Source organism: Proteus sp. G2675, from assembly GCF_963886535.1.
Classification (GTDB): domain Bacteria; phylum Pseudomonadota; class Gammaproteobacteria; order Enterobacterales; family Enterobacteriaceae; genus Proteus; species Proteus mirabilis.
On record NZ_CAWPCB010000035.1, the window covers coordinates 352,396 to 365,697 of the forward strand.

Consider the following 13,302-nt stretch of genomic DNA (forward strand, 5'->3'; position numbering starts at 1 on the left):
CAATGTCAACTATCGATTATCCAGAGAAAAAAGCGTCCCGCTCGATAAGGCAACAGGCTACTATGCAGTCGCATATCTTAACCCGTTATTACAAATTTTATCGTCATAATGGGGCTTCATTCAGTGCGGCTATCGTGAATGAGCTTTTCTGGGTATTAATGTGGCTCTTTTTGCGTATGGAATCCCCTTTTTGGCAGAAAATAGCACAAAAACAACAACAACTATTTCCTCATATTAATCCGCGTCGCCCTAAATTATGCGATCCGATCCGATACTTATTACAAAGTATTTGGCTTATTTGCCATTATTTGATGCTCACCTTGGTGAAAAAACCGATTCAATTTATTGTCTATATTAGACAGTATTATCAAAATCTCTTTGCTCGCTTATCTCCTGTTGCGCGAGATATGATCCATCATAAGAAAACAAACACGCCACTATGGCAATACGCTCTATTATCGCTCGTTGCTGTTTTTGCCATTTTTATTATCTTATTAAGTATTACTCAACCTTTTGATTTAAAACTACAATTCGTTTTTGTTCTCGTGATTTGGCTGATAGCTTTAGCTATCCGTGATATCCCTGGCCGACTGTCTTCTATTACCATTATTATTTTATCGCTGACTATTGCTTGCCGATATATTTGGTGGCGCTATCAATACACACTCTACTGGGTGGATAATCTGAGCCTTTTCTTTGGGATCTTACTATTACTGGCTGAAACCTATGCATGGATTGTGTTATTTCTTAGTTTTATGCAATGTATTTGGCCACTCCATCGACAACCTATTTCAATGTCTCAAGATACAACACAATGGCCTACTGTCGATATTTTTATTCCCACATATAACGAAGCGCTACAAGTTGTAAAACCAACACTTTATGCCTGTTTAAACATTGATTGGCCTAAAGATAAATTAACTATCTATTTATTAGATGATGGCTCTCGCCCTGAGTTTGCGGCTTTTGCTAAAGAAATTGGTATTCAATATATCACTCGTGAAAAACATGATTTTGCTAAAGCCGGTAATATCAACCATGCATTGAGCAAAGCCTGCGGAGAATATGTGGCTATTTTTGACTGTGACCATATTCCGACACGCTCATTCTTACAATTTACTATGGGCTGGTTCCTAAAAGACGAAAAAATGGCATTGGTACAAACACCACACCATTTTTTCTCTCCTGATCCCTTTGAACGTAATTTAGGCAATTTCCGCGAAACACCGAATGAAGGCACGCTTTTTTATGGATTAGTGCAAGATGGTAATGATACTTGGAATGCGGCTTTTTTCTGTGGCTCCTGTGCTGTATTACGTCGTTGTGCTTTGGATGAAATTGGCGGGCTGGCAGTTGAAACTGTGACCGAAGACGCACATACCTCATTACGCTTACATCGCCATGGTTGGACTTCCGCTTATATTCGTATCCCTCTTGCCGCAGGATTAGCAACAGGATCACTTTCAGCACATATTGGCCAACGCATACGTTGGGCAAAAGGAATGATACAAATATTTCGTTTAGATAATCCACTCTTTGGCAAAGGGCTGACACTGCCACAGCGCTTTTGTTACCTCAATGCCATGTTGCACTTTTTATCAGGCATACCAAGGATGATCTTCTTATTAGCACCACTAACGTTCCTTATCTTTCATGCCTATATTATTTACGCACCCGCCATCGCTATCGCTTTGTATGTCGTGCCTTATTTATTACACATTTGGTTAGCCGCGACCAAATTACAAGGTCCTTATCGCCACTCATTTTGGGGAGAAATTTATGAAACGATTTTAGCTTGGTACACCACTCGCCCCGTATTAAGCACCCTATTCTCACCTTATAAAGGTAAATTTAATGTCACAGAGAAAGGGGCAATTATGAAGAAAAGTTTTGTCGATTGGCAAATTAATCGCCCCTATATTCTGTTTCTTAATCTTAATTTGCTAGGAATTCTATTTGCTTTCTGGCGTATCGCAACAGGCGATCCCGATGAAAGGTTAGCCGTACTCATGTGCTTAGTTTGGGTATGCTATAACTTAGTATTACTAGGTGTTGCCATTGCTGTTTCTGTAGAAGCAAAGCAAGAGCGTCAGTTCCCACGGGTACGTCTAAAAGTGCCCGCAATACTATTACTCCAAGACGGTTCGCTTTATTCTTGTCAGCTCAATGACTTCTCTGATAATGGCTGTGCCATTGTATTACCAGATAATTTTACAGTTCCCTTATCTTGTCACCAAGAGATCACCGTTATTCTCAAACAAAATCAACGTGAATATGCTTTTGAAGCACGTATTTTACGGATTGATAATCGCATTATTGGCTTACAACTGCTTAATATGGATACACAAAAATCCATTGATTTTACCGCCTGTACTTTTGAACGAGCCGACACTTGGGCTAATTGGCAACACGCTCTCCCTGCCGATAATCCACTGAATAGTTTAAGAAATATCATTTATATCAGTATGCGTGGCTATAACACCTTACTTAAACGCGCCCCGTATCTTGTTTACCTCTTATTTCGTTTATTAGGGCAGTGTTTATTGTGGCTATTATCGCTACTTCCACGACGTGTCAATGTTTCACAAATATTTCATTAATCTTAACGGTAAAACTCAGCTTTTTGGGAATTTATTAATGAACAATAAGATCTATGGGTAATAATAATGAAAAAATATTTTCTACTATTCGCCTTACTTATGCTTTCCGGTTTAGCTTATAGTGATGACGAAAAAGAAGTGCCAGCGGTTATAACGGAACAACCTTTCATAACGGTTGAAGAAGAGAAAATCACTTTAACATCACCGGATCAGATAATCCCATCTCGCCAAGAAACACGACTATTTTCAACAACAGCACCTACTTATGGTGCTCTAAAATTACAAGGCGCTAGCCCTGATGGTTATCTAGAATTTGGTGTTCGTAGTGATGAATATGTTTCACAGGCAATATTAGATCTAGAGTTTACCCCCTCACCTTCATTACTGCCTATAGAATCACATCTCAATATCTATTTAAATGATGAAATCATGGGCGTGATCCCCCTGAAAAAAGAAGATCTCGGCCATAAAAACCACATTACATTACCGCTCGATCCACGGTTTATTCAAGATTTTAATCATTTAAAATTTACTTTTATCGGCCATTACCGAGAAATTTGTGAAAACCAAGCCAATACCACCTTATGGCTTGATATCAGCAAAAATAGCCAACTGCATCTCACCTATCAATCATTGAAATTGAGTAACGAATTAGCCAATTTCCCCGAGCCTTTCTTTGATAGTCGCGATTTTGGTACTTTTACCTTACCTATGGTGTTTAGCCAATCCCCTAATCTTACCCAACAAAAAGCGGCGGGAATACTCGCTTCTTGGTTTGGTACACAAGTCGATTGGCGCCAGCAACACTATCCTGTGTATTACAATCAGTTGCCCAATCAACACAGCATTGTATTTGCCACTAATAAACAGCGCCCCGACTTTCTTAATACACATGCCAATGTCAATGCTCCCACCATTGAATTAGTCTCACACCCAACGGATCCTTATGTAAAACTGCTGTTAGTAATGGGTCGCGATGACAATGACTTAATTACCGCCGTCAATGGTATTGCCCGGGGACAAGTTATTTTTAGAGGGGATACCGTCACCATTAATGATGTCAATCTATTGGCACCACGTGAGCCTTATGATGCACCTAAGTGGGTACAATTAAATAAACCAATCTACTTTAATACCTTGCAAGATTATCAAGGTCAGTTGCAATCTCGTGGACTAGAGCCTGCTCCCATCACACTCAATATGACCTTACCTCCTGATTTATTTATGTTTAATAATACAGGACTACAGATGCAATTGCGTTATCGTTATACCGCTCCGGCATTTCAAGATGATTCTCGTATGTCGATTTCAGTCAACGATCACTTTATCAAAGCCTACCCTTTAGAGAGAGATAAAAAAGAGAACTTTATTGTGGCTTATCTACCGTTAATTCAAGGTTGGATCGAAAACAAAAATCTCCTCAATATCCCCGCGGTAAAATTAGGTGAACGTAATCAGATCCGTTTCTCTTTTGACTATACAAATCCGATCCCCGGAGGCTCCGTTGATCAATGTATTACTTATCACCCAGTCCCTAACACGATAGCATTAGATGAATTATCAAGCTTTAATTTTACTGGTAACTATCGCCACTATATTGCTCTACCTGATTTGCGTGTTTATAGCCATGCTGGGTTCCCATTTAGCCGTTATGCCGATTTGTCAGAAACCCTTATTTATGTCAACCAATCCCCTTCACCTGAGCAATTAACAACGTTATTGATATCATTAGGTAATATTGGTGCACAAACTGGCTATCCCGCGTTAAATGTCTCTTTAACTGCATCATTAGAGGAATTATCAAAACAAGAAGCTGATTTATTATTAATCGGGACAATTCCCCCAGCACTCAATAATGATAAACAGATGAATGTCTTGATTGATAAAGCACGTAGCGAAATTACACTGCCATCACGTGAAATCACCATTTTTAGTCATACCAATTATCAAGATCTAGATAAGCGTCCAGATAGCAGAACATCTTTAACATCAACCGGATCACTCGGCACTATTATTGGTTTTCAATCTCCGTTCTTTTCACAGCGTAGTGTCGTGGCGCTATTAGCCGATAGTCCCCAAGGTTATCGATTATTAAATGAAGCGATAAGTGATAGTGGTAAACGTGATGCAATGCATGGCTCTGTAGTATTAGTCAGAGAGTCTGGTGTCCATAGTTTACGTGTTGGTGACACCTATTTCGTCGGTTATTTACCTTGGTGGGAAGAGGTTTGGTATGTTTTTGCTTCACACCCTATTTGGCTGGGGTTAGCTGCCATTGTCGGTATTGTGCTTATTTCTCTTCTTATTTGGCGAGCAATGAAAATAAGAAGCCAACGTCGTCTTGCGGATAAGGAGTAAGTTATGATGTGGCGCATTTGTTATCAATATCGCCAATATCTCCTTGCTCTTGGTTTGCTGGCAGGCATATTGCCTGTCACGCAAGCCGCAGATGATCCGACTGAAACTTTTTTATATGAGCAAGTTAGACTAGGCAACTCGAAAAGTAACGATGTTTTAGTTTCTCAATCACTGTATCGTTTATCACTTATAAAACCGAACGATCCTAGTGTGTTGTTAATGCGTATCCAATTTGCTGTAAAACAAAAAGAAACAGCAAAAGCACAACAACTGGTTGAGCAATTACGTATGCATGGCGAAAATACTGAACAATATCAACGTGCGATTAAGCTACTATCATTAACCCATGAAGATAACCGCCAAATCCTACAAAAAGCCTACCTTTATCAGACTGCGGGTCGTTATGATGAAGCCTTGCAATTATATGATGATATTTACCAAGGCACGCCCCCCGATGAAGGGTTAGCCCTTGAGTATCTCAATGTATTAATTGCTGCAAACCATGCCAACAAAATGGCACGTATTAAGCAGATTTATCACACTTACCCCAATAACCAACAGATAGTTAATATCTATCAGCAATATCATCTTGCCCCAGCATTATCTACTCCCTCAGCGACCTCTGCCCCCAATAACACAATATCTATTCGTGCATTAAAACAGCAGTTACGCCAGCAGCCTGATAATGCAGATATAATCGGAACATTAGGCGTGCGCTATTCGCGCGCAAATCAACGAGCACCCGCGATTTATTATCTTTCTCAAGCACTCACATTGGCTCCCAAACACAACGATAGTGATTTGTGGCGTACGCTGTTGCAATCAAATCAATATTGGCATTTACTTGCCAAGGCTGATGAAGCGTTATTAAATCAAGAGTACTCTACCGCTAAGCGCTATTTTACCCAAGTACGTCAACTCAGCCCCTATAAAAGTGAAGCTTATATTGGTTTAGGGGATATCGAGTTAGCGCAACATCAATTAGAGCAAGCTGAACGTTATTATCAACAAGCGCTACAATATCAGCCTAATGATGCGGCGACTTTGCATAGCCTGACCAAGCTCTATCGTCAACAATCGCATCAAAAAGCCGCCCAATTTATGGCTAACTTAACATCACAGCAATACAAAAATTTAGCCCAAGACTATGGGTATATCATTTCAGGTATACAACAAGACTTAGCTGCTGATGATGAACAGCAACAACACTATCTCAGTGCGATTGAGAAACGTAAGGCTATCGCTAAAGCGTATCCCGATGAAGTCTGGAATATTTATCGTCTGGCGGATGATTTGCTTATCACTCAACAACCCCAACTTGCTGAGGATTACTTTAATCAACTTAATCAACGACGACCTAATGATCCCTCTCGACGATATGCCTATGCGTTATATCTCAATAAAACAGGGCGAGCACAACAAGCACTTAACACCTTAAAGACGATCCCTTTATCGCAGCGCAGTGAAAGTATGAACGCCTTAGATAGCCAATTACGTTTTGGTCAAATTATGGCGCATGCACAATCACTAAGAGAACATAACCAACAACAGCAAGCTGTCGAATATCTTTTCACCCATATTCCTCCTGAGCAAAAAATAGAAAGCTATCTGTTATTAGCGCAATGGGCCGAAGAAGATGACCAACTCAATCAAGCATTAAATTATTATCATACAGTATTAAATTTAGCGCCTAATAATGAAACAGCACTATTAGGTGCAACAGAGATATCTTTAGCGCAACATCAAATAGATCAAGCTCGTTATTACTTAGCTCAGATAGAACAATTATCTCCTGAAAAATTTAACCACTATTCACTAAGACGTTTAGCAAACGCTGAAAAAACGGCGGGAAATATTGATAAAGCCAAACACTATTTTATCTATTTAGCTCGCCAAGTTGACAAGGAGCCAGATAGTGCTGATGGATTAATTTTACGTGATATTGGTCGTTTTTATCGTGATAGCCAACAAGTTCAATCCGCTCATCACTATTATCAACAAGCGATGCTAAAAGAGGGTATCACGCATACACTGCCAAAAAACAATATTGAATACACCACACTTATGCGTAACAACCCAAATGATAATTGGCTATCACGTAGTGTACGTGATGATGCAAGTACCCTTTATCGTCAACAAGAGTGGCGTTTTACCCTAGAGCATGATTATTGGGGATCAAATGGCAGTGAGGGATACTCTAAATTACGCGCTCATACCACCATGTTACAACTGGATCATCCTATTTATCATGGCCGTTTCTTTTGGCGTACTGATTTTGTGCACTTAAATAGTGGCACATTAGGTACAGCGCCATACGATGCTAAATTTGGTAGTTGTTATCGCACAGGTTGTTTCCCTCTAAAGCAAAAAGCCTTTGGTGTTAGTCCTGCTATCGGTTGGGAAAATGAGCAATGGCAATGGGATTTAGGTACCACGCCACTCGGTTTTAATGTGACTGATTGGGTAGGTAAAATTGCTTATAACGATAGTTTTTATCATCTCGGTTGGAGTGTAGATTTTCACCGTCGCCCGGTAAATAGCTCACTACTTGCCTTTGCAGGCCAACGTGATAGTTGGACCAATCAAGTTTGGGGGGGAGTAAGAAAAACGGGGCTTCGTTTAAGTGGCAGTTATGATCTGGGAGGCAAGGATGGGTATTGGGGAGAAATATCGTTTGATAGATTAACAGGAAAAAATGTTAAAAATAACAGCAGTGTGAAAGCCATGGGTGGTTATTACTATAAGTTAATCAATGAAAATGATCGCCGCATTTCTGTTGGCTTAAATAGCATGCTTTGGCATTACAATAAAGATCTTAGTGGCTATACCTTGGGGCAAGGGGGTTATTATAGCCCACAACAATATCTCTCATTCTCACTGCCCGTTAATTACCGTCAACGTACTGAAAATTGGTCATGGGAAGTATCTGGCTCTCTCTCTTGGTCTTATTCAAAAACCGATGATAGCAGACGTTATCCATTACAAAATCTCGTTTCAAGCGATAAATTTAATTCTGATCCCATAAAAGAAATATTTAAGCATGAGAGAAATATCATTGATAAGGGGGATTCGGGTCATGGTTTTGGTTATACAGCAAGAGCATTAATTGAACATCGAATAACACCACATTGGTTTATAGGTGCCGCTATCGATATTCAGCAAGCGAAAAACTATACGCCAAGCCATGCACTAATGTATTTACGCTATTCATTTGATGGATGGAATGGTGATTTAGATCTTCCGCCTAACCCGCTTATTCCTTACGCAGATTTTAAATAATCCCGTAACAAGATTAAACAACAAACAGACAGCTAATGCGGTCCGTTTGTTGTTTTTTATCGCGCGTGATTAAAATAGTGATGATTATTGTGGTTTGCGAATTAACCCAATAATTAGCCACCCAACAATCATAGCTGACACAAATAATACACCTTGGGTAAAACCACCCCCCGCTAATACCAAACCGGGTCCAGGGCAAATACCCGCAAGCCCCCATCCTAAACCAAATAAGATACTGCCGAAGACGAGAGGTTTATCAATCACTGTTTTAGTTGGAATGGCCAGAGGACAGGCTAATAAACTTTGTTGACGATGACGTGCAATTTGGTAACTAATAGCACTGACGATAAGACCCGCCCCCATAATAAATAACAATGACGGATCCCAATCTCCACGAATATCTAAAAATGCCAAGATCTTTTGTGGGTTGCTCATACCACCGATGATCAATCCAGCACTAAATAATAGGCCACTAATAAAAGCAATTAATTTGGTCATTATCTTAGCCTCCGATGACATGGCGTTGAATATACACAGTCACAAATGCCGTCACCATAAAGACAAGAACTGCAACAATAGAACGACGCGATAATCGTGCTAATCCGCAAATTCCATGCCCACTGGTACAGCCATTCCCCAGACGTGTACCTGCTCCCACCAGTACACCGGCAATGATCAACTGCCAAGGTGAAACGTCGATAATAGGTGTTAACGGTTTATCAAATAGATAAAATAGTGTCGGTGTAATCAACATACCGAGTAAAAATGCCCATCGCCACCCATTACCTTGTTGGTTAGTGGTTAATACTCCTCCTAAAATCCCACTAATACCTGCAATACGACCATTAAACAGTAATAAAATAGCCGCTGCTAAACCTATTAATAGCCCACCCAATGCCGAGCTCCAAGGCGTAAAGTGAACCCAATCTATATTCATAAGTTAACCTGCTATAGGACAATATAGCTGATAAAGTGTATTTAATAGCACCAATACTTTTTCATCAGCAATAGAATAAAAAATACGTTTTCCATCACGACGAGTATTCACAAGCCCTTCATTTCTTAACACAGTAAGTTGTTGAGAAAGCGTAGGCTGGCGGATCCCTAAACTTTCTTCCAATTCACTGACACTTTTTTCGCCCTGACTTAATTGGCACAATAAGAGTAGTCGATCACCATTGCCTAGCGTTTTCAGCATACTAGAGGCTTCATTAGCCGCTAATTTCATGGCTTCCAATAAATCAGGTTGAACTCGTTGTGTCATGGTAAACTCCATAATCAATATACTTTTTAATAATATGTTAATTTATATATTGTGCAAGTTTTCTTTTATTGCGTGTTTTAATAAGGCGCTATATGCTCTCTAATATGAAAACAGTAAGAGTCCCTATCGCCTTAGTGCAAAGTGTTATGCGTACACTGCGTGAAAAACTGCAACAGGCCAATAAATATCTTAATACAGATTACCCAGAACCCACTCTACAATATAACCAGAGAGGAACTATTGCAGGCAGTGCCTATTATGCAAATTGGGAGATCCGTCTTAATCCTACATTATTGATTGAAAATAAACAGAATTTTATTGAAGAAGTTATTCCTCATGAATTAGCACATCTGCTAGTTAGTCGCCATTTTGGTCGTGTGGCACCTCATGGCAAGGAGTGGAAATGGATGATGGAAACTGTGTTACAGGTTAATGCGAAACGGACCCACCATTTTGATATCAGCAATGTAACAGCAAAAACGTTTAGCTATGCTTGTCGCTGCCAAGAAATACACCAGTTAACTCTTCGCCGACACAATAAAGTACAACGAGGAGAAACCCAGTATCGTTGTCGTCATTGTCAGGCGATTTTACAATTAATTAAAGAGTAAAAAAAAGTAAGCTAGCAAACAAAAAATAAAGCCGATAACTTGTTAGTTTATCGGCTTTATTCGGTATAAATAGGGGAGAATTGATATATTAAGCAAACACACTCATAGTATGAGATGCTATTTCAAAGTAGATAATAAGCCCAGTGCCATCAATAAACGTTGCAATAAAAGGTGCAGACACCACCGCTGGATCAACACCAATACGCTTTAATACCATTGGAATAATAGAAGAGACAATAGCACTCCAAACCGTAATTGAAATTAGCGTTAATCCCACCACTATCATCACTTCCATGCCAACCCCTAAGGTCCAAGCACGAATAAATCCTGCTATTCCCATGGTTAAAGCCACCATTATCGAGGTCGTGATCTCTTTTCTTAATACTGACCATACATTACGCAAACTCACCTCACCTAATGCCATGGCACGTACTAATGTTGAGGTAATTTGTGTACCGCTATTGCCACCAGTACCAATTAATAATGGAATAAAGAAAGCTAAAGAGATAGCAGCTTCAAGTCTGTCTTCAAAAGCATGTAACACCGTACTGGTATAAGCTTCAGCAATAAACAGCATTAATAGCCAGACAACACGTTTACGCCACAAAGTGACCGGACTTGTCTCTAAATAAGGTTGTTCTAATGGCGACGTTGCCCCCTGCATTTGTGCATCTAGCGTATTTTCATCTTCAATTAAATCAGCAATATCTTGAGGTCGTAATACACCAACTAACTTACCAAAATGCATCACAGGTACACTGTCTAAACCACTTTGGCTAATTAACTGATAAACATCATGTCGGCTTTGCTCCGGTGAAACTGAGAAAAATGTTTGGCGCATAATATCCGAAACAAAAAGCCCATTATCAGCAAGTAGTAATGATTTAACCGGCAAAATACCGTTAAGATAATTATCTTTATCTACGACATACAGATAAGTCGGAATTAATTCATCTTTTAAATCATTAACCAGCTGTGCTTTTACATGTTCAACCGAATCTGCGACAGAAACAGAAATATAATTCTGGCTCATATAAGCACTAACGGTAGCATCATCTTTTAAACGATGATGTTGCTCTTGTATTGAATGATTATTGGGTGTGTTTAAGGATGCGCCTGCCATTAATGCAGCATCCATTTTATGTTGAGGAGTAAATTTCATTTTTTTGGTTCCCTATGACTGTTTGTGTTTAGCAAATCAGTTCTCAATAGGGGCGAAACCAGATGCGAGAATGCAAAAGCTATCTACACGTCTCGGTTTTAGCACTATACAACGTATCCGATGAATACTGGAAGTTACATGGAGATATACCTTCGGTCGATATATCTTGTCCTAATCTTGGGCGTCTCTCGACGTCGTCAGATCAGTAACCTGTGTTTGTATAGGAGCCTCGCCTAACGAGATACTGCACTTTTCTTGCGAATGCGGCGCGCATTATAACCACTCACATTATAATGAAAAGTCTCATCGTAGTTTTGTTTAAGTTCTATTGATAAATCTTAAATCGCTTATTTTTTACATCATTAATTAAATACTCACCTCAAATAGAGATGAATAAAATAGTTTTAAATAAATTGGTTATTAATTGATTATTTTAATGCTAATTTTTGTACTTTTATTTCTTCAGCTTGTGAGAAGATCTCATTGACTGTTTTACCATCTAACGATTGACACATTTTTCGCGTGATCATATCAGCATTTTTATTGCGCCCAGCAATGACTAAATCATTAAAATTAATATCATTTAGCATGGCTAATTCTATTGCTTCATCAAAGCGTTGCTGCTCTTCAAGCGGTAATGAATTGCGCATTTCTACAATCGATATTCGTAATGACTCAACATTAGAGCCATCTAGGGTTTGATTTTTTTCGCAACCAGAAAGTATGACAGTAAATAAACAAATAAATAACAATTTTCTCATATATCCCCCCTTTCCCTATCATAAATTAAATAATAGCAGAATGTGTATCAGTAAACTGCTAATTAAGTAAAATAAATATTTAATTCATTATAGCTTTACGTGTTATATATTATATTGAATAAATAAACTCTCTTTTTAAAAATAATAACAAAAAACCCCGCTAATAAATTAGCGGGGTAAAATAGAAGGATAGATAAAGAATAGATAATAAAATGAATGATTAGGCTAGTTCAACATCACCTGTTAATCGACAACTACAAGCTAAAACATAACCTTGTGCTATCTCATCAGCAGTTAAAGTACTGGTGCTGGTGACCTCATAATCACCTTTCACAATGCGTGTTTTACAGCTACCACACACTCCAGCACGACAAGCAGCCAAAACAGGAACACTGTTTTCTTCCATCGCTGTTAATAATGTCATCCCCACCGGTACGTTAATTTGCTTTAACGGATGACGAATAGTCATAGTAAGTTGTTGTGCTTCATCAACACACATTGGCTCATCACCAAAACGTTCCATAAAAATATTCTCTGCACAAACACCAAGATTTTTGGCAAAACGCGCAGTATCTTCCATATAACTATTAGGCCCACAACACATAACAGTACGACTGGCAATATCAGGCACTAAAGCGGCTAGTTTTTCTTGAGAAATACGTCCACTAAAAATTCCCTTATCATCCGGCAACTTAGGCATCATAATAAAATTGAGATTATAGGGATAAGCATTAGCTAACTCTAACCACTCTTTTTCAAAAATAAATTGGCTCTGTTCGCGAATATTAAAGATGACCGTGATATCCGCTTTAGGTTGATTATTTAACAACCAACGCGTCATCGACATAATAGGGGTCACACCGCACCCCGCAGCGAGCATTAAATAACGCGTTCCTTCTCTATCTGCACAGGTGAACTCTCCTTGTGCATCTGATAACCAGAGATAATCACCCGGCTTAACTTGAGATGTTAACCACGTTGACCCCACCCCATTGTCGATACGACGAACCGTTAAAGAGACAAAAGGACTTAATCCCGGAGAAGACGAGAGCGTATAAGCTCGCATTGTTTCATCGCTATTATTAATACTGACTAGTGCAAATTGGCCGGGTTTATAACGATAAAAATCATGGTTAATTAAATTCAGTGTCCACACTTCCGGGGTTTCCTGATGGATAGAGTGAACTTGCATACGATTAGGACAAAGAGCTGTTGGCATCGTCATGGATATTGCTTCCTTACCGAAGCCTTTAGGCTTCGGCAATGA

General features: G+C 39.2%; 10 protein-coding genes and 1 riboswitch. Of the genes, 4 read left to right on the forward strand and 6 right to left on the reverse strand.

Annotated features, from left to right (window positions below; all coding sequences use genetic code 11):
• The first annotated feature begins 2 nt into the window (after positions 1-2).
• The 3 genes from bcsA (at position 3) to bcsC (ending at position 8,237) form a co-directional block, all read left to right on the forward strand.
• On the forward strand, positions 3-2,600 hold the full coding sequence (gene bcsA / locus AACQ49_RS10750) for a UDP-forming cellulose synthase catalytic subunit (protein ID WP_161779041.1): 2,598 nt from the start codon (positions 3-5) through the stop codon (positions 2,598-2,600).
• A 66-nt stretch (positions 2,601-2,666) separates the two neighbouring features.
• Positions 2,667-4,958, forward strand: a complete 2,292-nt coding sequence (bcsB, locus tag AACQ49_RS10755; RefSeq protein ID WP_036907567.1) for a cellulose biosynthesis cyclic di-GMP-binding regulatory protein BcsB — start codon at positions 2,667-2,669, stop codon at positions 4,956-4,958.
• A gap of 3 nt (positions 4,959-4,961) precedes the next feature.
• Entirely contained in the window at positions 4,962-8,237 is a 3,276-nt protein-coding gene (bcsC, locus tag AACQ49_RS10760; protein ID WP_161779042.1) for a cellulose synthase complex outer membrane protein BcsC, read from the forward strand.
• An 84-nt stretch (positions 8,238-8,321) separates the two neighbouring features.
• Here the strand turns inward: bcsC and AACQ49_RS10765 are convergent, their stop codons facing one another.
• Genes AACQ49_RS10765 through AACQ49_RS10775 form a run of 3 tightly spaced genes read right to left on the reverse strand, consistent with a single transcriptional unit; the run spans position 8,322 to position 9,501 of the window.
• Positions 8,322-8,735, reverse strand: a complete 414-nt coding sequence (locus AACQ49_RS10765) for a DUF6691 family protein (protein WP_004248580.1) — start codon at positions 8,733-8,735, stop codon at positions 8,322-8,324.
• A 4-nt stretch (positions 8,736-8,739) separates the two neighbouring features.
• Positions 8,740-9,174 (reverse strand): YeeE/YedE family protein, encoded by a 435-nt coding sequence (locus tag AACQ49_RS10770; RefSeq protein ID WP_004244158.1) that lies wholly within the window; start codon positions 9,172-9,174, stop codon positions 8,740-8,742.
• Between the two features lie 3 nt (positions 9,175-9,177).
• Positions 9,178-9,501 carry an ArsR/SmtB family transcription factor gene (locus AACQ49_RS10775; RefSeq protein ID WP_004248583.1) on the reverse strand — a complete coding sequence of 108 codons (324 nt, stop codon included), beginning with the start codon at positions 9,499-9,501 and terminating at the stop codon, positions 9,178-9,180.
• 104 nt (positions 9,502-9,605) lie between these two features.
• Here AACQ49_RS10775 and AACQ49_RS10780 point away from each other — a divergent pair, with 104 nt between their 5' ends.
• Positions 9,606-10,112: a SprT family zinc-dependent metalloprotease gene (locus AACQ49_RS10780; RefSeq protein ID WP_139218836.1), complete on the forward strand. Its 507-nt coding sequence runs from the start codon at positions 9,606-9,608 to the stop codon at positions 10,110-10,112.
• An 88-nt stretch (positions 10,113-10,200) separates the two neighbouring features.
• Here the strand turns inward: AACQ49_RS10780 and AACQ49_RS10785 are convergent, their stop codons facing one another.
• The 3 genes from AACQ49_RS10785 to hcr all read right to left on the reverse strand — a co-directional run bounded on the left by AACQ49_RS10785 (position 10,201) and on the right by hcr (position 13,260).
• A complete protein-coding gene (locus AACQ49_RS10785; protein WP_004244168.1) occupies positions 10,201-11,274 on the reverse strand; it encodes a magnesium transporter in 1,074 nt (357 codons plus the stop codon).
• 76 nt (positions 11,275-11,350) lie between these two features.
• Positions 11,351-11,522: riboswitch (M-box (ykoK) riboswitch) on the reverse strand.
• 180 nt (positions 11,523-11,702) lie between these two features.
• Positions 11,703-12,035: a DUF6694 family lipoprotein gene (locus AACQ49_RS10790; RefSeq protein WP_004244170.1), complete on the reverse strand. Its 333-nt coding sequence runs from the start codon at positions 12,033-12,035 to the stop codon at positions 11,703-11,705.
• Positions 12,036-12,255: 220 nt separating this feature from the next.
• The gene (hcr, locus tag AACQ49_RS10795) at positions 12,256-13,260 is read right to left on the reverse strand and encodes an NADH oxidoreductase (RefSeq protein WP_004248592.1); all 1,005 of its coding nucleotides are present in this window, start codon (positions 13,258-13,260) and stop codon (positions 12,256-12,258) included.
• Positions 13,261-13,302 lie beyond the last annotated feature (42 nt).